At 42.4% G+C, this 20,610-nt stretch carries 18 protein-coding genes; 9 read left to right on the top strand and 9 right to left on the bottom strand.

Annotated features, from left to right (window positions below):
- Positions 1–22 precede the first annotated feature (22 nt).
- On the top strand, positions 23–1,420 hold the full coding sequence (locus tag V7K55_RS07130) for an ATP-binding protein (RefSeq protein WP_334829605.1): 1,398 nt from the start codon (positions 23–25) through the stop codon (positions 1,418–1,420).
- A 98-nt stretch (positions 1,421–1,518) separates the two neighbouring features.
- Here V7K55_RS07130 and V7K55_RS07125 read toward each other — a convergent pair whose 3' ends face one another.
- From V7K55_RS07125 to V7K55_RS07095, 7 genes are all read right to left on the bottom strand, one after another.
- Positions 1,519–2,169, bottom strand: coding sequence for a sigma-70 family RNA polymerase sigma factor (locus tag V7K55_RS07125; protein ID WP_334829603.1), 651 nt, complete (start codon positions 2,167–2,169; stop codon positions 1,519–1,521).
- Positions 2,170–2,435: 266 nt separating this feature from the next.
- Positions 2,436–3,809: a DUF2330 domain-containing protein gene (locus V7K55_RS07120; RefSeq protein WP_334829601.1), complete on the bottom strand. Its 1,374-nt coding sequence runs from the start codon at positions 3,807–3,809 to the stop codon at positions 2,436–2,438.
- Between the two features lie 17 nt (positions 3,810–3,826).
- Positions 3,827–4,675: an RnfABCDGE type electron transport complex subunit D gene (locus tag V7K55_RS07115; protein WP_334829599.1), complete on the bottom strand. Its 849-nt coding sequence runs from the start codon at positions 4,673–4,675 to the stop codon at positions 3,827–3,829.
- A gap of 176 nt (positions 4,676–4,851) precedes the next feature.
- Positions 4,852–6,114 carry a lactate racemase domain-containing protein gene (locus tag V7K55_RS07110; RefSeq protein WP_334829597.1) on the bottom strand — a complete coding sequence of 421 codons (1,263 nt, stop codon included), beginning with the start codon at positions 6,112–6,114 and terminating at the stop codon, positions 4,852–4,854.
- A 3-nt stretch (positions 6,115–6,117) separates the two neighbouring features.
- On the bottom strand, positions 6,118–6,954 hold the full coding sequence (locus tag V7K55_RS07105) for an SDR family oxidoreductase (RefSeq protein ID WP_334829595.1): 837 nt from the start codon (positions 6,952–6,954) through the stop codon (positions 6,118–6,120).
- Between the two features lie 181 nt (positions 6,955–7,135).
- Positions 7,136–8,557: a glucuronate isomerase gene (uxaC, locus tag V7K55_RS07100; RefSeq protein ID WP_334829593.1), complete on the bottom strand. Its 1,422-nt coding sequence runs from the start codon at positions 8,555–8,557 to the stop codon at positions 7,136–7,138.
- 54 nt (positions 8,558–8,611) lie between these two features.
- Positions 8,612–9,640 carry a LacI family DNA-binding transcriptional regulator gene (locus V7K55_RS07095; RefSeq protein WP_334829591.1) on the bottom strand — a complete coding sequence of 343 codons (1,029 nt, stop codon included), beginning with the start codon at positions 9,638–9,640 and terminating at the stop codon, positions 8,612–8,614.
- A gap of 141 nt (positions 9,641–9,781) precedes the next feature.
- On the opposite strand from V7K55_RS07095, the gene V7K55_RS07090 reads away from it, so the two are divergent.
- Positions 9,782–10,291: a gluconokinase gene (locus tag V7K55_RS07090; protein ID WP_334829589.1), complete on the top strand. Its 510-nt coding sequence runs from the start codon at positions 9,782–9,784 to the stop codon at positions 10,289–10,291.
- 234 nt (positions 10,292–10,525) lie between these two features.
- On the opposite strand, the gene V7K55_RS07085 is transcribed toward V7K55_RS07090, so the two are convergent.
- Positions 10,526–10,849 (bottom strand): hypothetical protein, encoded by a 324-nt coding sequence (locus V7K55_RS07085; protein WP_094328612.1) that lies wholly within the window; start codon positions 10,847–10,849, stop codon positions 10,526–10,528.
- Positions 10,850–11,301: 452 nt separating this feature from the next.
- Here V7K55_RS07085 and V7K55_RS27480 point away from each other — a divergent pair, with 452 nt between their 5' ends.
- The 7 genes from V7K55_RS27480 to V7K55_RS07055 all read left to right on the top strand — a co-directional run bounded on the left by V7K55_RS27480 (position 11,302) and on the right by V7K55_RS07055 (position 19,261).
- Positions 11,302–11,451, top strand: a complete 150-nt coding sequence (locus tag V7K55_RS27480; protein ID WP_442949072.1) for a phage integrase N-terminal SAM-like domain-containing protein — start codon at positions 11,302–11,304, stop codon at positions 11,449–11,451.
- Positions 11,448–14,288, top strand: coding sequence for a DUF3131 domain-containing protein (locus V7K55_RS07080; protein ID WP_334829587.1), 2,841 nt, complete (start codon positions 11,448–11,450; stop codon positions 14,286–14,288). Before V7K55_RS27480 ends, V7K55_RS07080 begins: the two co-directional genes overlap by 4 nt.
- A gap of 117 nt (positions 14,289–14,405) precedes the next feature.
- Complete coding sequence (locus V7K55_RS07075; protein ID WP_334829585.1) at positions 14,406–14,684, top strand: hypothetical protein; 279 nt, start codon at positions 14,406–14,408, stop codon at positions 14,682–14,684.
- Positions 14,674–15,990 (top strand): DUF3131 domain-containing protein, encoded by a 1,317-nt coding sequence (locus tag V7K55_RS07070; RefSeq protein WP_334829583.1) that lies wholly within the window; start codon positions 14,674–14,676, stop codon positions 15,988–15,990. The genes V7K55_RS07075 and V7K55_RS07070 overlap by 11 nt, the downstream gene beginning before the upstream one ends.
- Before the next feature lie 82 nt (positions 15,991–16,072).
- Positions 16,073–18,058, top strand: a complete 1,986-nt coding sequence (locus V7K55_RS07065; RefSeq protein ID WP_334829581.1) for a glycosyltransferase — start codon at positions 16,073–16,075, stop codon at positions 18,056–18,058.
- Positions 18,059–18,124: 66 nt separating this feature from the next.
- Complete coding sequence (locus V7K55_RS07060) at positions 18,125–18,832, top strand: PIG-L deacetylase family protein (RefSeq protein WP_334829579.1); 708 nt, start codon at positions 18,125–18,127, stop codon at positions 18,830–18,832.
- A 102-nt stretch (positions 18,833–18,934) separates the two neighbouring features.
- Positions 18,935–19,261 (top strand): STAS domain-containing protein, encoded by a 327-nt coding sequence (locus V7K55_RS07055; RefSeq protein WP_334829577.1) that lies wholly within the window; start codon positions 18,935–18,937, stop codon positions 19,259–19,261.
- Positions 19,262–19,304: 43 nt separating this feature from the next.
- Here V7K55_RS07055 and V7K55_RS07050 read toward each other — a convergent pair whose 3' ends face one another.
- Positions 19,305–20,495 carry a SpoIIE family protein phosphatase gene (locus V7K55_RS07050; RefSeq protein ID WP_334829575.1) on the bottom strand — a complete coding sequence of 397 codons (1,191 nt, stop codon included), beginning with the start codon at positions 20,493–20,495 and terminating at the stop codon, positions 19,305–19,307.
- Between the last annotated feature and the right edge of the window lie 115 nt (positions 20,496–20,610).

Here is a 20,610-nt window from a genome sequence, read left to right as displayed (position 1 = left end):
CACAAATTAAGGAGGTTAATTCATGTTGTGTATTGAAGAATTGATCGACTTAGACCCGTTTCAACAGCTTCCTCAAGAGCGATTGCAGTGGGTTTGCGATCGCGCTCAAACAGTTGAACTTTCCGCCGGAGAAGTGTTAGCCCATGAGGGAGACTCTGCATGTCGCTTATTTATCTTAGTCAAAGGTAAAATCAACATCACCCGCCGCAGTGAAGGAGTTGAAATTCCCATAGGGCAACACGAAGCCCCATCCTTTTTTGGTGAAATTCCAGTCCTCACAGATGAACCTGCACCTGTGACAATGCGAGCATTGACAAATTGCCACCTTTATGGAATTGAGGGAGAAGATTTCCGTAAACTGCTCCATGAATGTCGCGATTTTGAGCGGATGGTCTTCCGCATTATGGAACGTCGTGTCCGAGGGCTAGAGTCTTTTATTCGGGGGCGGGAAAAGATGGCAGCTTTAGGGACACTAGCCGCCGGTTTAGCTCATGAACTCAACAATCCAGCCTCAGCCCTCGTTCGGACTTTAGGGGAAATGCCCTCTGCCATCCTAGAACTACAACGAATGAACTTAGTTTATGGGCAACGCAACGTTGAAGAAGCTCATACTCAAGACTGGTTGAGAGTGAGGGATCGGGGCTATGATGCGATTTTAAATAATCGTCTCGATCCGGTGACACTAAGCGATCGCGAAAGCGTCTTGCTGGAATGGTTAGAAGACTATGGGGTGAAGCAGGCATGGAAATTAGCAGAACCTTTAGCAGAAGGTGGTGTTGAGGTCGAAACCTTAGATCGGATGATGGAACGTTGGCGCAATGATGAGACTGAATTGCGAGAAATCGGATTGCACTGGCTATCGCTCTCCTTTGAAGTCATATCAATGATTAAACATGGTTTGCGAGGAGCCGAGAGGATTTCCGAACTTGTGCAAGCCATGAAATCTTATACTTACCTCGATCAAGGCGTTCAGCAAGAAGTGAATGTGCATCAAGGTTTAGAAGATACATTGCGATTATTTGTTCATAAACTCAAGTGCGGCATCCAAGTAGAACGCAATTACGATCGACATATTCCTAAAATCTTTGCTTATGGTAGCGAACTGAATCAGGTGTGGACAAACTTAATTGACAACGCCATAGATGCAATGGATGGTAAGGGACTGCTGGAAATTACAACACACCATTGCGATCGCTTTGCTCATATTGACATCATCGATTCTGGTAGTGGAATTCCACCTGAAATTAAAACCCGTGTTTTTGAACCTTTCTTCACTACCAAATCAGTGGGGCGTGGTTCAGGACTCGGTTTGGAAACCGTTCGCCGGATTGTAGAAAATCGTCATCACGGTACGCTCTCATTTGAGTCGCAGCCAGGTAGAACTTGTTTCACTATTTGCTTACCCTTGTCAAATAAATGAATTATTTGAACAAGGTTAAGGAACGAAAACCCCACACAATCAAGGCTTTGTTGGATTTCTACATTCTGACCTGCAATGAACCTCCCTTTCTTCCTTGTTTAAAACAATCCCTCCAATTCAGCAAATTTACGTAAGCGCGGTAGACACTGACGCTGATAAAAACTGCTTAATGTTGGAATTGACAGCCCAAATTCCTCAGATAATTCTTTCCAGCTAACTTCCGGGGGTAGGCGTTTAAGAATTAACACCTGACAATTCACATCTGGTCGCCCTTTAATACAAGTACGGCACAGTTCTCCTTCAGAATCGGTCTTAGCCCATATCTCCACGTCTTCCAGAATGGGAGGTGCTTGGGGAGTAGCTGGAAGGTTATCTATAGGATCGATTGTTTCACTTGTTCCACCCGATGTAGACTGACGAATCCAAAGAGGGACTGTTGTGGCTTGTTCGCGGTTCTGGTTAATGTAAAAGTCTTGTAGTCTCCTTTTTAGGTAAGCATTCAGCCAAGTGATGACACTGCCATAGGAGGGATCGTAGATTTGACCTGTCAAACCTTCACAAACATTGCGGCAGAAATACAACCAAGTTTGTTGTAGTGCATCTTGATAGTAGGGAGTACTTTCCCTCCAGAGTCTATTTGCTGTCAAGCGAATAATTTGCGTGAGCAGCTTCTGACGCTGAGGACTTCCAAGTGCGTGTCCACAGGCTTCGGAAACTAAGCGGCGTAGCTCTTCATCGAATTGAGCCATGACAATCTTGGGGCAGAAAGAAAGCAAGAATATCTTAGTATTGCGTATAACAACGCCTTAAAAAAAGATGTTGGGGATTGGGGATTGGGGATTGGGGACTGTGGGGATTGGGAGATTTGAGTCTTTGAGGTAGATGAATCTATTTCAAAGGATGACTGAGGCTTTAATTCTCTTTGTCCCCTAGCCCCCAGTCCCTAGTTCCCAGTCCCCAGTCCCCAGTCCCCAGTCCCTAATCCCCAATCTCTAATCCCCAGTCCCTAATCCCCTCAATATAATCCCAGCCAAGAAAAGAAATTTTCCCACCAGGAATATGTCAGATTACCAACACTCAGTTTCATTTTGTTGCGAATGTCTTGGATATTCCAGTTGGTTAGTTTAGCCAGAGTTTGCGCCTCTTGTTCAAAACGCTTGGGCAAAGACCGCTTATATTCTCTACCCGCCTGACATTTGGATTCCCCTTGGAACGGATGTTGCAAAACATAACGCCCTTGGAAAGATTCACTGTTAGCAGTTTGTTGGAATATCAAGTCTTCAGGGAATTTATCGCGGGTATAGCGGACATGCAACCGGGAGATGAAGACGCTGCTTCTAGGAGAGGGACGACGAAAGCTTGGAGATACTGGTACATTACTTCCAGAATTATCATCTAGCCAAAATACGCCTGCTTGCTTGAGTTCTTCTTGGGTTAGAGGATCGGCAGAGCAGGGATCGCAACTACCCATATCCCAAGCGTATTCCAAAAAACCAACTTTCCTGTCTTCTTTGGTGTAAGCAGTTTGAAACATTGATTTGTAAAATTCACCAAATTTATCTTTGACAAACAAGGGAACGTTTGCGTCGGAGGGGATTTTTACCGTCCGGTAGTTGGTGATTTCTGCTTGTCCTTGGGGCGAGAGGATGTAGATAATCAAATCCTGCTCTGTCGTGGCATTGATCATGCCTAAACGAATTGGCAGCATGAACTTGGGTGACTGGTAGGAAATTTGTAGCGGACGAAGGAACTGGTAGCCAGATTTCTCGAATTTATCTAAGTTGACTTTGGCAACAAAGAATTTCATTGAGGAGCGGATGTAGGGTTTGAGTAACTCTTTCGCACCTCTGGGGATTTTGTAGCCATTGCGTTTGAGCCAAGTTTCTAGTCCGCCAGATTCTTTAGCGCTAAGGATGAGGATGTCATATTCGCCGACGTTGAAACGTGCTTCGACTGTTACACCCAAACTGCGATCGCCTGTTGCACTTCCCGCCTCCATTCTCGCTGCTGCTGGTGCTGGTGCTGATAACTCTTGAGGGTAAACTGGGGCACAAGGATCTGAATCAAAATACTCTACCAATCGCGGCGCACTAAAAGCATCTAGGCGTTCGATAATCTTAGGTTCAGTGACGCGAACTTGCTCTTTTTGCAGCACTGTTGGTACTGGTACTACCATTGCAAAATCTTTGACTTCGCCTTGAAAATCATTTGCCATTGTTAAGACGGTGCGATCGCCATCTCGTGCAATTACCACCTGAGAAGCTTTGTTATACAGTTTTGTGTCAGCTTTAGCTACATAAAATCCACAAAATGCCCAAGCTGCGGGTGCAAAGCATAAAATAGCTACAATTGCCAACAATAATGGCGTTAAAAGTCGAAAAAATCTCATTTTATACCTCTGCATTTTTAGTTAGGAGTTAGGAGTTGAGAGTTAGGAGTTAAGAGTTCTTCTTCTTCTTCTTTCCTATCTCCCTCTTGCCAAGAGAACCTTGGGGCTAACCACAGAACATCAAACAGGATGGTCAATGGCGCAAGGGCAAACAGCGCCCAGAAAACTGCTGTGGAAATAAAGAAATAATTTCGCAGGATAAAAGTTAATCCGGCGATGCACATTGCCCAAACTACCCGCCCAATTCGAGAATTGGGAATTGATCGCGGATCTGTAATCATAAATAGGGCAAACAGCAGCAAAGATCCGCTCATTAATCGATGCCAGTAAACATCCCAAGTCCAACCCAGCCAGAGATTGCGAATGGCCTCTAGTAAGGAGTAGGAACCCAAAAAGGCTGCTGTGGTGTCCCAACGACCAACGCGCTGCAAAATCATGCCGCCAGTGCCGGCAAATAATAGCCCATACCACCACTCTTCACCCCATTGTCCCGGTGAAACCCAAGCATCGGGGGTGAGAATCAAGGCAGATATGATGCCGAAATTGGTGGGATTGAAGAAATGCTTATCGCCGATTTTGAAGATAAACTTGCTTGCGATCGCAATTGCTGCGGCTATTGCCATTGTTGTCCAGTGATCAGCCCGCAACAATAGGCCCAGTCCCAAAGATGTAATTAAAGCACTACGAAGATTTGCCATTTGTTCTTTGCCAGTAACTAATGACAATATCCATTGGGTTGCTAGACTGGTGGCGATCGCTACCCCAATTAATTCTGGTCGCAGAGTCCAATCTCGTGTACCAATTCCCAATACTAGGAATAAGCCGAGAAAAAGAATTTGATAATCTCGTATATCTTTGAGCAGCATTAATCCTTAAATTCCGGGATTACCCGTAGATTTCTCATCAATCTATACGAGTGCTAGCTCAAATAGTAATGCTGTTACAGATTTTGTTACAAAGCATCCTCTGTGCTTCTGCGATCGCCCTGTCACCAACGCCAAAAAATTGACTCAACTTAATTACATTCGCGGACTCTCTACAGTTACGATAACGTTATCCGATACAACATCTCCCCAGCTTTCGGCACAAGCAAGATCCCTTCATTCTCACGGTTAGCCCATTCTGTGGGTCGAATGGTAGCCGGATCTCGATAGTTTAAGTTATGAGCAGCACAGCGTTCAGCAGAAATACCTGTCGCTAAAGTGACGCGAATCCGAGCTTGTTCGCCTTCTATAGGATCAAATGTACCCATACCTTTTAAGTGAGTACTATGAGCCAGCACTCCACCGGGATACGCTTTAAATTTATCCCACTGTTTGAGGAAATAATCCCGCACGTGATAGCCAATTTGAGATAGTATTTCGCCGTGGGTATAGCTAAACTCGGTAATGTGAGGAGCATATATAATTACTTCGCCTCCGTCCGCCACTACTGGCTCTAGCTTGTACATTCCTTTAGCTGCTGTCCAAATATCATCATACATTTGGGGCATTACTGAAAGCACTTGTTTAAAAGGCTTATCTACATAAATAATATGCAGTTTGTCGGATAATTTTGCGGCGGCTTCCCAGGCTGGCTCAGGTTTATCTATGTAAAGTCCAGCTAGCTGATTTGTTTTAGGTGCAACCACCATTGCCAAGCAAAGTTTTGGCGTAGAAATCAGGTTAGCGGCTCGGTTAATTAAGCGTCGAACTGGTGTTATTCCCAAAGCCCCAATGATTTCATAACTGGTGATTAAAGCACCCAACCAGTGGGATATATCAATTACTTCCTGACCACCAATACCGGGAAAAAAGTATTTATTTCCACCAGAAAAACCGACAACTTCATGGGGAAAGACGGGGCCGCAAATCATTATTAAATCATACTCTGTTACAAGCTTGTTAACCCGGACTTCAACTGACTGATGTAGCATTCCCCGGCTAATCTCTGCTATCTCATCTGCTGAAATTACTCCACAAGAAATAAAGGTATCTGGTTCATTCCACTGGTGGTTAAAGATGCGAACCTTTTTAAAGGTTGTCTCTCTTTCCTCTTGTGTCGCTCCTACTAGGTGATTGATTTGTTCTTCACTCATGAGATTATGTGTACCCAGAGCAATCAAAAAATCTAGAGCCGCTACCCTTTTACTCAACTCCTGATGCAGCAATCGAAACATTTGCGGGATGGGAGCAGTGCGGGTGCTATCTGGAATTAAGACTAGGATACGCTGTCCATCGAACTGACGGTCTGCCAAAGCTTGATGAACTAGCCCGGAAACTTGCTCGTCGGAAAGTGTTCCGTTAGTTACAGTCAGTGAATACATAAATTAAACTCCACTGTAGATACTAAACCCACCATCTACCGGCACTACTACCCCATTGATGAAACTAGAACCAGGACTACATAACCAAATCAAGGTACTGAGTAATTCGTCTGGTTTTCCAAAACGTCCGGCGGGAGTATGTTCGATAATTTTTTGCCCGCGTTTGGTCAAACTGCCATCTGGATTTAGGAGTAAATCTCGATTTTGTTCTCCAATAAAGAAACCTGGCGCGATCGCATTTACTCGCATTCCATCGCCATACTTTTGGGCAAGTTCGACGGCTAACCAACGAGTAAAGTTATCTATCCCGGCTTTAGCGGCTGAGTAACCAACCACGCGGCTAATCACTCGGATAGCAGACATAGAAGATATATTGACAATACAACCGTGAGGCTGTTTTTTTTCGACCATTGCTTGACCAAAAACTTGGCTGGGGAGTAAAGTACCGAGTAAGTTCAGGCTAACTACTTCCTCAAAGGCTGTGTGTGGCATATCAAAAATAGTTGCATCGGGGGTAATTGTGGCAGCCGGAATATTACCGCCAGCCGAGTTTACCAAGATGTCTATTTGACCCCAACGCTGTATAATTTTATCTCTGGCTACTTCTAGTTGGGAGCGATCGCTAACATCTGCCAATACAGCCATACTTTCTCCACGATTAGCAGTAATCTCAGCCACTACCGCTTCCGCCCGTCCTTGATTGCGACCCAGAACTACTACTCTCGCTCCAGCAAGGGCTAAACCTCGCGCCATAGCTCCACCAAGTACACCAGAACCGCCTGTTACCACCGCTACTTGCTCTTTCAGGCTAAAAAGTTTATTTAAAATAAAATCTGACATCTTGTTTCAATTCGTAATTCGTAACCTGTTTAAGCTCTTTACTCTGTGTCCTCTGCGCCTCTGTGGTTAAATAAATTTCTTTTAAACCGCAGAGACGCAGAGGGCGCAGAGAGAAAAAAAGAGATTTTCCGAGTCACTTTGAAAGGGCTAATGCTAATAACTTGATTTGGGAAAATTGGTATTAGTCCAACTTGTAAGCACTCTTAGCGAGGTCGTAAGCTAAAGCACGAGCCATATCATACCCTTCCTCTTCATCAACCAATCCTCGTGTTACCAATCCGGCTAACCAGTTACAAGCTACCCGCCGCCAAACATTATGACGAGCCGGAATAGAAACGAAAGCGCGGGTATCATCATTAAACCCAGCAGTATTGTAAATTCCGGCTGTTTCCATTACCTGATTAAAGTAGCGTTCCATGCCATTTATGCTGTCGTGAAACCACCAGGGTGGGCCGAGCAATATAGTAGGATAATGACCAGCTAAGGGAGCCATCTCTCGGCTGTAAGTGCTTTCATCCATGCCAAAAATGATTAAGCTGAAACGGCGATCGTTTCCGTAAGCTGACAATAACGGGTGCAGATTTTGAGTCCATTCTATTTTGAGGGGAATATCACCACCTTTATCAGATCCAAATTTCTCAAACAAAGCCGAGTTATGGTTACGCATAACACCACAATGCATTTGCATTACCAAGCCATCTTCTACACTCATCCGAGCCATTTCTATGAATATATGACCGGTAAATTGCTCCACATCTCCTGGATTCAGTTTGCCGTTTAATGCTCTTGCAAAGATAGCTTCTGCTTCCTGCTCGGAAAGGCGCGTGGTATAAGGTGTAGCTGCACCTTGATCGGTAGCTGTTGCACCCATTTTTTTAAATATTGCCCGACGTTCTTCTAAAGCTTGGATAAAAGTAGCGTAAGTGCTAATTTCTCTACCGATACTGCTTTCTAATTTGGTTAAATTTTCTCGCCAACCAGGAGCATCTAGGTTAACTACTGCATCTGGTCGAAAAGTCGGTCTAATTTGAGTGAAACCTTCTTCGTGGAGCGATCGCTGATTCTCTAGGTTATCACTAGCTGCATCGGTAGTACAAAGCACTTCGATGTTAAAGCGTTTGAATAAAGCACGAGGGGAAAACTCAGGTAAGGCTAATAAACCTTCCAGATAATCATAGATACGTCCAGCATTACGAGAATTTAAAGGTTCATCCACCCCAAAGACATTAGTTAATTCGTCTTTGAGCCACAACCCTGATGGAGTACCCTGGAATAGATAAAAATGTTCGGCGAACAATTGCCAGATTTTCCGGTGGTCAGTTTCTGCTGGTGAACCATCACGAGTAGGTATACCCAAAGCTTCCAGAGGTATGCCCCGACTATAAAGCATCCGCAAAATGTAATGGTCAGGGATAATAAATAATTCTGTTGGTGAACCAAAACGCGCTGCTGGATTAGCTAACAAGGCTGGATCTACGTGTCCGTGTGGGCAGACTAGAGGTAACGCAGATATGCTATCAAAAAATTGATGGGCTAGTCGTCTTTGAACTGGTTCTGGAGAAAAACAGCGATCGGGAGATAAACTCAGTTTTTTGGTTAACATATCTTTTCTTTGATTAAAATTTTTAGTGTTGCTGAGTATAAATAAGAATTTGTCTTACTTTATTAATGTTGCACTACTACCACGCTCTACTAGAAAAGGAGATAAAACGCGGTTTTCCACAGTTTTTTCTTCTAATAAATCGAGTAACATTTGCATGGCTATGCCACCAATTTCTAACATCGGCTGGCTGACTGTTGTCAGTGCTGGCGTAACATAACTACCTAAAGCAATACCATCAAATCCAACCAGGCTTAGATTTCGGGGTACTAAAATACCTAGTTCTTGACAGGCTAATAGAGCGCCAACCGCTACCATATCGTTGTAACAAAAGATGCCTGTTACTTCAGCAGCCAATAGTTTAGATAGCATATTTTGTCCGGTGGCGACATCGCTGATTCTGGTATTATATTCGTCACTAATTGAAATCCAATCAGGATTTTGTGGTAGTCCAGCTTCAGCAAGAGCCATTTTATATCCTTCTAGGCGATCGCGGTTCGATCTGCTGCGATCGCCTACACCCAAATAACCAATGGTGGTGTGTCCCAAACTTATTAAATGCTCTGTGGCTAATTTAGCGCCTAAGCGATCGTCTATTGCTACTGAGTGAAATATTTCAGATTGATCTTCGGTCTGGCTATTAATCAAAACTGTTGGTATAGCAATTTGGGTTAATTGCTTTATATGCTGTTTGCTAATTCGTGAGTCGGCTACTAATATTCCGTCTACTCTCCGGCGATGAAAAGTATCAATAGCTGCCATTTCCTGCTCAAAATCTCGGTGTGAAGCACTTAACAAAACACTCAAGCCGGCTGGTCTGGCTATCTGTTCAATGCCGTCTACTACCTCAGCAAAAAAAGGATCTGCGATAGAAGTTACTACCACACCAATGGTATTAGTACGTTTATTTTGCAAGCTTTGAGCGATCGCATTTGGCACATAGTTCATCTCCTGCGCCAGTTGCTTAATTTCCTCTCGCACTTTCGGACTAATGAGAGCATTATCTCGCAAAGCCCGCGAAACTGTGGAATGAGAAACACCTGCTTTCCGAGCAATATCTTCAATTGAAATTCTTCGTTTATTCATTTTTATCTTAGATTTTAAATACTGCACACGTGTGCATTTGTATGTATTATAGAAAATAATCGTTATTTGTCAAGAGATTTTAATACAACTCACATTTTGCTCTGTGTTCGTTTCAATAACTTAACTTTTCCTCAGAAAAATATGATTATTATCATCATGGGTGTATCTGGTTCTGGTAAAACCACTATAGGAAAACTGCTAGCAGACTCCTTAGACTGGGAGTTTAGTGACGCTGATACTTTCCACTCAGCAGAGAATGTTGAGAAAATGCGGTGCGGTATCCCATTGAGTGAAGCTGACAGGATACCTTGGCTGCAAGATTTGCAAACAGCGATAAAACATTGGCTACAAGAAAATAAAAATGTCGTACTGGCCTGTTCGGCTTTAAAAGACAGCTACCGGCAATTTTTGGTATTGGATAGCGATCGCTGCGCCAACACCAAGGATGAGCGCATCAAACTAGTCTACCTCAAAGGGTCTTATGAGTTGATTCAAATCCGGTTGCAAGAGCGTAGTAATCATTACATGGGTGCAAAACTCCTCAATAGCCAGTTTGAGACTCTTGAAGAACCATTGAACACCATATCTATGGATGTTGCACAACCACCCCAGATAATTGTGCAGAACATTAGAACGGCTTTGAGCATTTAGCTTATTGTTTACACCGCAAGATTAAGATTAATCACGTTAAAAAAAACCAAATTTTGGCAACTAAATACGTCGGATGTCACTCTAAAGAGGTTTTAAAAGCAACCCCTACCCATCCGCGCATTTAGCGAAAAAACTAATCTCAATAATATATCCTACTCGATTAGTTTAGCTGACTCTAAGGCGATGCCTGGGTTGGGCTACACCTACCCAATACCAGCACCCCCATGACCAACTTTATTTAGCAACGTCTTCAAAGTCTGTTATTGCACAAGCAAACTCTCTAAAAGCTGTTTTAATCAAAACCTCTTTCGTTCCCCTTTCCAACGAAGAATTGCGTATCAGGTCTGTTAATTCTATAAATAACAGAGAGAACATAAAACGATCTTGGCGATCGACTTGTTTCAAGCAAGACGATATAAACTGATAAAGCTCTGTTTTTCTAGGCTTGGTTTGTTCTTCCCATATTTGTAACCCAAGCCGGAAGGTTCTCAAGCGGATTTCGTTGCTATTGAAGGACGCATCTTTGTAGCGGACTGATACGCGCTGGGGTATTTCCATGAGGTTTAGCTATACATATTCAATGTAAAGTAATTATTCACTTATATTTTGGCTCAACCGGAAAAATCTGATATTTTGCACCAATTCCAATAATCGCTGTCGCTTAGAAACGAATTACGACTAAAATAATGCCTAATTATCCAGAAATTTTACGTGCAAGTATCTGGTTTGGCGTAGTTACGCAGAATTTTATATCTAATACCCTCTTCAAAGATATTAGACCGAATAGTTACGTATAAATACCCGAAATTGGTTTTAAACACCTGACTTTAAGTATATTCCTTGGTGATATTCAGGATTTTTCCAGATAACATCCGAATCAGGACATTATACGTAAATTTTCTAGATATTACTCTATGGAAGAACGCCAAAAAAAGCTCTTAGAACAGGTACAGGATAAAATTCGGCTTCAACATTATTGTGACCAAACAGAAAGAAGTGACACTGACTAGATTAAGCATTACATCTGTTTTCACGATCGCTACCATCTCAAATATATGGTGAGTGCGGGAGTAGAAGCCTTTTTAACACATTTAACTGTGAAAAAAAACATTGCTGCATTAACTCAAAATCAAACGTTAAAGAGCTTTGCATTATTATGAAATACAAACCCGATCAACAAAAGCTGTTGAGATGGATTGCATTGTTCCTAGTTGGAACATTTCTGCAATTGTTGTTTTATATCCCAACACCAGTCTTACCCCAAAATTCCAATAGCTGTAGCAATATTACAGCCCCTCTGACACCTGAAGAACAAACTTATGCTCGTGGTGCTTGGCAGTATTTTGTCAAAAACTATCAGCCAGCAACAGGATTTACCAATTCTACAGGGGGTTATCCTTCTGGTACACTCTGGGACATGGGGAATTACTTGATGGCGTTGAATGCTGCACGCTGGTTGAATCTTACTGACCAAGCAGACTTTGATACACGCATCAACAAGTTTTTGACGACTCTCAACAGCCTGAAGTTATTTGAGGATACTTTGCCCAATAAAGTCTATAACGCAGCCAATGCACAAATGGTTGATTATGGCAATAATCCCCTTGAGCGAGGTATTGGCTGGTCTGCTTTGGATGTTGGGCGAATACTTGCGGCATTTGATGTCATCCGCACCTGTCATCCCCAATATAACGATTGGCTCAAAGGAATTGTAGCAAAGTGGCAAGTGGCGCGATCGCTAAAAGATGGACAACTTTTTGGCGCGACTGTTCTCCCAGACAACAAAACTTTGCTGGTGCAAGAAGGACGACTCGGCTACGAAGAATACGGCGCTAGAGGTTATGAACTTTGGGGTTTCTCTGCACCCAAGGCTATTTCTTTAGAACCATTTAAGTTCGTTGAAATTAATGGCGTGCAAATTCCCGTTGATACCCGTGACTTTAAAAGCACTAACGCTAATAATTACGTTGTTAGTGAGTCTTACATCCTTGATGGAATTGAGTTTGGCTTGCAAGGTGAGTTAGCTGATTTTGCAGCTAGGGTTTTAGATGTGCAGAAACGGCGTTTTGATACCACAGGTCAGTTGACTGCTGTCACAGAAGATAATATCGATCAAGCGCCTTATTTTCTCTACAATACCGTCTACGCCAACGGTGCAAACTGGGCAACAATCACCGATGCTAATCAACCTTATCCCCAGTTTCGCAGCATCAGCACCAAAGCCGCTTTTGGTTGGCACTATCTTTTTCCAGATAATGCTTATGCTCAAAAAGTTTTTGATGTAGTCAAGGATCTCCGCAGTCCTGATGATAGTGGTTACTATGCTGGGATCTATGAAGAATCAAAACAACCCAATAAAGCTTTGACAGGTAATACTAATGGGCTGATTTTGGAGATTTTATACTACAAAGCTAAGGGAAATCACCCTTTAATTACTTCTAGTTCTGCGAGTGTGTCTACTGGTAAGCCCAGTGAAAATGCTTCTCCTGAAACACCCTCAAATCAAGGAAATTCTACTGTTACGCCTCCTACCGCAAATCAACCGAATTCTACTGTTGAGCCTCCTATCGCAACCCCTACAGATACTCCTAAAATTGTAGAAGTGGCCGTTGCACCTATTCCACCAGTCGATAGTCCCCAATCATCTAACCTCAAACTAGATCGACCCCTGACGTTGATTGAACGGCGTTATGCAGAAGCCGCTTGGCGATACTTTCAAGCAAATTATCACTCCAAAAATGGGCTGATAGACGATCGCAGTGATTTCAAAGGTGCAACCCTGTGGGGACTAGGAGATTATCTCGCAGCCCTTCATGCGGCGCGATCGCTCGATATAATTACCCCGAAGGAATTTGACCAACGGACTCGACATCTTTTAGCAGCATTGACAAAATTACCATTATTTGGTGGAGAATTGCCGAGTCGGGGTTATGATACGCGATCGCTGCAATCAGTAGATTATGGGGGAAATCCAGTTCCAGAAGGAAACGGTTGGTCAGCTTTAGATTTAGGTAGAATCCTAGCAGCGCTTTACAACTTAAAAACCTGTCATCCAGAATATACGGCTGCGGTAGATAAAATTGTGCTGGATTGGTCATACTTGCGTGTGGTGCGGGAAGGTATTCTTTCTAGTGCTACCGTTACCAAAGAGCAAGAAGGGCGATCCCTTACTCGCGTCAACCCCGAAACCCGCTTGGGATATGAAGAATATGCAGCTAGAGCTTTTCAATTGTGGGGATTTAATGTTGAACATTCTGCGGTTGGCGGTGAATATCAAACTGCCTTAGTAGAGGGAGTGAAAGTACCAATTCAACGCCGCCGCCCAGATACCAACTCAAAAGTTAACCAATATACAGTTAGCAATCCTTTCTTACTCTATGCGCTGGAGTTTGGACTAGATCCACAAATGCGATCGCTCTTTGAACCAATCTTTCAGGCGCAAGCTGAACGTTCCCGTCGCACCGGCACCCTCACAGCCTCAGCTACCACCTTGAGCGATCGCAAGCCTTACACTGTCCACAGCACAATCACTGGAAAAGGTGAGCCTTGGGTAGCTTTAGCAGATAATGGGCAAATTGTACCAAAGGGACGATTGGTAAGTACAGCAGTCGCTTTTGCCTATCATGCTCTGCTTCCAGAAAATAAGTACAGTCAAGAGTTACTGCAAGGAACCACTGATTTATACAATCCATTAGCCGGATTTTATGAGGGCTTCTATGAAACCACGGGTAAAACGGCAGTTGGTTTCACCAATAGCACCAACAGTATGATTTTGCAATCCTTGCTGTACAAAGTGATGAATCAACAACCTTTAATTCGTCCGAATGTCAACATGAAATCTCCTTGGTGGCAAGAAGTTGGTAAAGGAGATTCTGGGCGAGGTTTACCCAACACTACCAGACAACAAACCAAGTTAATTTCTGATAGTTCTGGAAGTTACTGGATTTCAGGTAGCGAAAAGACTCCCCTAGTAACTGGTACAAAAGTCACAGAGTAAGTTGAAACGCAATTTACTTTAAGCTCATCCCTTCAAGGGATGGGCTTTCCCGCCGACTTTCTGTAATTACCAAGTCGTGTTTGTTATTAATCAGTTGTATTTGGGAATACTTACCACATGATCCAGTGGCTTTCACAAGCAACAGACATCTGGATTCAAAATCCCTGTTTATTCGTTAATAGCAGCAAATCTGCTGGTTATAAAGACGCGGTAAATATATCCGGCTTTCGGCTATTTATCACCTACGGAATTGGCAAAGAAGATATAAATGGCAACAAGCGGCATCAAAAGCATGATTTTGCAATCAGTTTTGTACGCAACGACAAATCAACAACCCCTGCTTTGTCCAATTACGGCGACGCAGCAATGCTCTCCTACCCCATTTATGCTCATTGATGCCCCTGATAACTTTAACTCTGATGTTCAAACACCATCGCCACAAACCGTTCCAGAATGGAATGCTCCCATAGTCACGCCACTACCGCTAAAACCTGTTATTCCTTCGCAAACAACTTCTTTACCACGATTGACCCAAGAAGCGGATCGAATTGCTGCTAAACAGGCTTGGAAATATTTTGAGCGGAACTGGAATCCCCAAACAGGTTTAGTAAATTCGGTAGACAACTTGCCGTGGACAACTTGGTGGGATCAGGGTAGCGCCTTATTGGGAATTCATGCGGCTTACCAGTTAGGGTTATTGCCGCAAGATGTTTTCCAAAAGCGGATGAACACATTGCTAGAGACGTTGGAAAAACTGCCGCTACCACCAAGTGGTTTACCCAACAAAGCTTATAGCACCCGGACTGGCGAAATGCGCCAACTCAATGACACCCCCGATCCCAACGGTATAAGTGGTTGGTCAGTTTTAGATATGGCGCGATTTTTATTAGGATTGCATGTTATGCGATCGCATTATCCAGAATATAGCGATCGTATTAATCGCATCGTCGCTCGCTGGAATCTATCGAAACTTGTCAAAGATGGTTGGTTAAATGGTGCTATCCCTAGAGCAGGTAAACTTCTCGAAGTGCAGGAAGGCCGATTAGGCTACGAGCAATATGCTGCCCACAGTTTAAAGCTGTGGAATATTCAAGCTACTAATGCTCTCTCTAATCCACCAGTAAAGACGGTTCAAGTGGATGGTATTAGTCTGCAAGTCGATCGACGGAATCTAAAAAACTCTGGGGCTACTAACTACCTAACGAACGATCCTTACTTACTTTGGGGTTTAGAAATGGGTTGGACTGATGCTGTTAGACCTCAAGTGCAAAATCTTTTCAAAGTGCAATTACAACGATTTAAGCGCACTGGAATTTTAACTGCTGTAAATGAAGATTCTTTGGATCGTCTCCCTTACTTTCTCTATTACAGTGTCTACGCCAATGGTCAATCTTGGCAAGCCGTTAACACTAGCGGAAAAGCCTATCCCCAATTGCGGTTTGTTAGTACGAAAGCGGCATTTTCTTGGTTTGCACTCATGCCAGATGATTCTTATACGAAAAGACTGCGAGATTTTGCTCAAAATTTATCCGACAAAAATCGCGGCTATTTTTCAGGACGATATGAAAATACCAAATTAGGTATTAATACTTCAGTTGACATTAACACAAATGCGATCGTTTTAGAAAGTTTGCTTTACCAAGCCAGAGGCAGACATCCACTAGTGCTTGAAGACATGAGCCAGGGGAGGCAGCAGAAATAAAAAAATTCTTAACAACTTTTAATTCCCGATTCAGCATTTCTTACCATTGCACTATCCTTTTATATTCATTACTGGTACTAAGATGACTTCAGTTTCTATTAACGATAATTCCTCAAACTTTTCTGGTAACAGTCGCTCATTACTCAAAAAAAGAACGCTGTTATTTCGCTACCTGGCAGAAATAAATTTAATTTTTGGAATTTGGTATTTGCAATGGCGCATCACCCATTCCATTAATTTTGATGCCCTGTGGATCTCTATCCCTTTGCTAATAGCAGAAATTTATAGCTATTTCGGCGGCGTGATGTTTGTGATTGGGTTATGGCGACCTTTAGTGCGACAGGTTAAGTCTCTCGACCAGATGACCCCACCTCTACCCAGATCGGACTGGCCAACAGTGGATGTGTTTGTAACCTGCTACAACGAGCCGCCGGAAATTGTAGAAGAAACTACCAAAGCTGCTCTGGCAATGGATTACCCGCCAACAAAGTTATGTGTTTATATCTTAGATGATGGCAACTCGGCTGATATGCGGGCGATGACAGAAAGATTGCGTATTGAAGATTTGCAGTCACCACAACTACAACAAGAAGCAACTCGGATTGATGCAGAACACTCTTATTTGTTGCAGCGCCTAAAGCAACTGGAAAATCTCACACCTAACACTCAAGCCGCAGAAAAATGGCTGCAAGAATCATCATCAGAACCAGTGGTGAACCAGTTTGCTACTGAATTTGTGCAAAATCTACGACAGTTTATTCTTTGGCTACCTCCGACTCATCAAAGTATTAGCGAACGCCTCGCTACCGAGCGGAAAGCCTTAGAAGAAACTATTAGGAAAAAAGAACTAGAACTGTTGGAACTCTCCCGATTTCGCTACATTGCTCGTCCTAAAACTCCTGGCGTAGCGCATCATGCTAAAGCAGGCAACATCAATTATGCAATTTTTTCTGGAGAAACAGCAGGAACTTTTATTGTTACTTTAGATGCCGATCATATTCCCAAGCCAAATTTTCTCAAGCGAGTTCTGCCTTATTTCTACGCCTATAATCTTTCAACCGGAAAATACGACCAGAATCAAATTGCTTTTGTCCAGACTCGCCAGGATTTTTACAATATTCCTCCAGGCGATCCTTTTGGACATCGAGCAAATTTATTTTATGGGCCGCTTCAACAAGGTAAAGATGGCATGAATGCTGCGTTCTATACTGGCACAAATGCGATCTTGAGGCGTGAGGCATTAGTTAGTGTAGGACTGCAAAATTTTGCTGATGAATTTGCCAAAAATGAAAAACGTTTAGATGAATTTGATTTAGTCGGTGGGGTATCAAGTAATAGCATTACAGAAGATATGAATACAGCCATGCGTCTGCATAGTGCTGGCTGGAAATCAATTTATCATAATGAACTTTTAGCAGAAGGTTTAGCGCCAGATGACTTGAGTTCTACTCTCAAGCAGCGACTACGCTGGGCACAAGGAACTATCCAAGTGCTAGTTAGGGAAAATCCACTGACAAAATCAGGGTTAAGTTTTTGGCAAAGGTTGCAATATTTTAAGACGATGTACAGTTATTTCTCTGGTTTTGCAACTCTAGTGTTTATTTCTTGTCCAATTATCTATTTTTTCACGGATATTGTTCCAGTTAAAACCTACGGGTCTGATTTTGCCATCCACTTTTTCCCAGCTTTTATTATCAACCGTTTGACCTTCTTAGCAGCTACTTGGGGCATTCCAGCTACAGAAGTTTGGCGTTCTGAACAATATGCGATCGCTTTATTCCCCTTGCTAATCCAAGCCGTATGGAGTGTGTTTACAGGACAAAAACTCAATTTTCAAGTCACACCTAAGCAGAGGCAATCTGGTATTTATCTCCGGCTAGTTTGGCCGCAGTTAGTTATCTTTATCCTTACTATCCTGGGGATATTATGGAGCATTTACCGCTTTGCAATTGGTCATCTAAATAATCCTTGGGTTCATCTACTCAATGGTGGGTGGGCTATCTATAACTTGTTACTTTTATCCGTTATCATCCGTGCATCAGTTTGGCAACCGCCGAAAGAAGTCTAAGAGGGACGCAGGAACAAATAAAATAACTCCTAACTCCCTTATAAATCTAATCTAGGAAACATAGCTATGAATACTGATTCAGACTCAAAAAACTTTGGTCAACGAACCGTCTTAACAATTTATGCTCATGCTGATGATGAAGTTCTACCTGCTGCTGGCACTCTCAGTCTCATGTCCAAAGCAGGATGGAATATTCGTTGCTTAATTTTGACTGATGGCAGTCTTTCCAGTTCGCATATTAAGGGTACACGTCATCAAGAAGCGGATGCAGCAGGTAAAATCATCGGTGCAACTTACGAGTTTTATGCACTGGAGGAATATAATTTTTCAACCCAAGCAGTGATTAAAGTTACTGAAGAAGCAATTAAGCGTTGCCAACCCGATCTGATTATTACTCATGCACCACAACCGGAAAAATATGGACATAGAGATCATGAAGTGTGTGCGATCGCAGTTTCTAATGTTGCTACCCGCAAAAACATAACTTTGTGGTATTCCGCCCCACCTGTTTTTTTGCGTGGTTTTGAACCCAACTTTTTTGTGGATATTACTTCTGTAATTGAGGAAAAAGTTGCAGCTATTGGCTGTTATGAATCAGAACTCAATAAAGCATTTATGCAACTTGATGCCATACTAGTTTTATCTCGTTTTTGGGCCCGCGAGTTAGGTCAAAAAGATGGCTATTTTGAAGCTTTTGAAATTTCTAGACAATGTGTAGATGCTAGCTTTTTTACTGCAATAGCTAATAATCACCAAGCAATTAAACACAGCTAAATGCATATACATCACAAAATAATTACTATCTCTATTGCAGTTTTTCTGATGTCAATGCCAAAATAGAATTACATTTTTTTAATCAATAAATAGGACAAAACCATGAGTGTAATTGTGAAAGTACTAGAATTGTCTGGGATTTTAGATGGGATTAGAGGTAATGAACTGCGTCGTGAAGTTAGCGGTATTGTGGCAGACGGAGCCGATATTTTGTTAATTGACATGAAAGAAGTAAAATTTATCGATAGCTCTGGTTTGGGTGCTTTAGTATCAGCAATGCAAATAACGCGAAATGCTAATACTAAACTTTTTATATGTTCGATCAGCGATCAAGTCAGAATGTTATTTGAACTGACTAAAATGGATAGAATTTTTCAAACCTTTGCCGATCAAGATGAATTCAACCGCCAAGTATTGGCAACGCAATAAGCTATGAAACAATACTAAGTTTGAATGTACAGACTTGAATATACTAAGAAAAGTTAACTTTTACCAAAGATAAGTCATCATCAAGATTATCTTGAGCATTTAAGGCGAGAATGTTCGCTAAGAGTTCGTTTAAGTTATAGGTATCTTTCTGGCTATATTTCGTTAGCAAGTCAATGAAAGCATCAATACCCCAAATTTTACTATCTGACTGATTAATCTCATAAGCACCATCACTAAAGATGTACAGAATGCTGTTTTCTTCGATATCAAAAACAGCATCTTCAAATTGCACATCAGGTAAAAAGCCAATTGGTAAATCTAAAGAACTTAGCTGTTTAACTTGGATGCTTGTTGTAGAGGTATTAGATAACAGTAAAGCTGGTGGATGTCCGGCATTGGCATAAATAAGTTGACGTTTAAGGCGGTGATAAACTCCATACCAAATTGTGAAATATTTATCACCGTGCTTTGTCATTTGGAAGGCGTAATTGAGCGCTTTTAGGACTGCACTGGGTTGGCAAAAGTTAGTATTCGGTAGAGATTGCGATCGCAAAACATTTAGGACGGATACAGATAGGAGGGCTGAACCTACCCCGTGACCTGATACATCCAACAAATAAATTGCCAAATGATCCTCGTCGATCCAATGATGGTCGAAGCAATCACCCCCTAGCTGGGCTGAGGGAATAAACAGATTTTCTGTAGTTACTGTTCCTACAAGGGGCGAGGGTAAAAGCGATCGCACATAATCAGCAGCCTCAGCTAATTCTGCTTCCAAAATTTGCTTTTGGGTTTGTAAGTCTTGATTTAGTGTCTCCAAAGCTTCTTTTCGACTTTGTAAATCCTGATTTAGCTGGTGTAATCTTAGTCCTGCTCTTACCCGTGCTTTCAATTCATTCATCTCTATAGGTTTGGAGATAAACTCATCGGCTCCAGCGTCAAGTCCCCTAACTCTATCTTCCTCCTCTCCTCTAGCTGCTCCCCTAGCCGTCAATAGAATAAAAAAAGTGGTTGCCAACTCTGGATCTGTTCTAATTCGACGACACACTTCTAATCCATCTACCTGGGACATCATCCAGTCACAGATGATTAGAGCCGGATGGAGTAATTGTGCTTGTGTAATTCCTTCCTCGCCATTACTAGCTACAGTGGTATCATAACCCTGATTTTGGAGTGTTCTTTTCAGTACTGCTCGGACTATAGGGTCATCATCAATAACCAGAATTTTAAACATAAATTACAGTTCACTAAGTAAAATGATCGGTAAATAGTTGCTTTAATTTAACTTATATGCAATTTAGTTTTTAATGTATAGTATAAATACTCAAATTAAATAAACTAATGAACGA

Source organism: Nostoc sp. (assembly GCF_036919895.1).
Taxonomy (GTDB): Bacteria; Cyanobacteriota; Cyanobacteriia; order Cyanobacteriales; family Nostocaceae; genus Nostoc.
This window is presented reverse-complemented; position numbering and strand designations above follow the sequence as displayed.

Excerpts from the sequence above, each read along its gene's own strand:
- V7K55_RS07130 (WP_334829605.1), top strand. The coding sequence starts at position 23 with ATGTTGTGTATTGAAGAATTGATCGACTTAGACCCGTTTCAACAGCTT.
- V7K55_RS07125 (WP_334829603.1), bottom strand. The coding sequence starts at position 2,169 with ATGGCTCAATTCGATGAAGAGCTACGCCGCTTAGTTTCCGAAGCCTGT.
- V7K55_RS07120 (WP_334829601.1), bottom strand. The coding sequence starts at position 3,809 with ATGAGATTTTTTCGACTTTTAACGCCATTATTGTTGGCAATTGTAGCT.
- V7K55_RS07115 (WP_334829599.1), bottom strand. The coding sequence starts at position 4,675 with ATGCTGCTCAAAGATATACGAGATTATCAAATTCTTTTTCTCGGCTTA.
- V7K55_RS07110 (WP_334829597.1), bottom strand. The coding sequence starts at position 6,114 with ATGTATTCACTGACTGTAACTAACGGAACACTTTCCGACGAGCAAGTT.
- V7K55_RS07105 (WP_334829595.1), bottom strand. The coding sequence starts at position 6,954 with ATGTCAGATTTTATTTTAAATAAACTTTTTAGCCTGAAAGAGCAAGTA.
- uxaC (WP_334829593.1), bottom strand. The coding sequence starts at position 8,557 with ATGTTAACCAAAAAACTGAGTTTATCTCCCGATCGCTGTTTTTCTCCA.
- V7K55_RS07095 (WP_334829591.1), bottom strand. The coding sequence starts at position 9,640 with ATGAATAAACGAAGAATTTCAATTGAAGATATTGCTCGGAAAGCAGGT.
- V7K55_RS07090 (WP_334829589.1), top strand. The coding sequence starts at position 9,782 with ATGATTATTATCATCATGGGTGTATCTGGTTCTGGTAAAACCACTATA.
- V7K55_RS07085 (WP_094328612.1), bottom strand. The coding sequence starts at position 10,849 with ATGGAAATACCCCAGCGCGTATCAGTCCGCTACAAAGATGCGTCCTTC.
- V7K55_RS07080 (WP_334829587.1), top strand. The coding sequence starts at position 11,448 with ATGAAATACAAACCCGATCAACAAAAGCTGTTGAGATGGATTGCATTG.
- V7K55_RS07075 (WP_334829585.1), top strand. The coding sequence starts at position 14,406 with ATGATCCAGTGGCTTTCACAAGCAACAGACATCTGGATTCAAAATCCC.
- V7K55_RS07070 (WP_334829583.1), top strand. The coding sequence starts at position 14,674 with ATGCTCATTGATGCCCCTGATAACTTTAACTCTGATGTTCAAACACCA.
- V7K55_RS07065 (WP_334829581.1), top strand. The coding sequence starts at position 16,073 with ATGACTTCAGTTTCTATTAACGATAATTCCTCAAACTTTTCTGGTAAC.
- V7K55_RS07060 (WP_334829579.1), top strand. The coding sequence starts at position 18,125 with ATGAATACTGATTCAGACTCAAAAAACTTTGGTCAACGAACCGTCTTA.
- V7K55_RS07055 (WP_334829577.1), top strand. The coding sequence starts at position 18,935 with ATGAGTGTAATTGTGAAAGTACTAGAATTGTCTGGGATTTTAGATGGG.
- V7K55_RS07050 (WP_334829575.1), bottom strand. The coding sequence starts at position 20,495 with ATGTTTAAAATTCTGGTTATTGATGATGACCCTATAGTCCGAGCAGTA.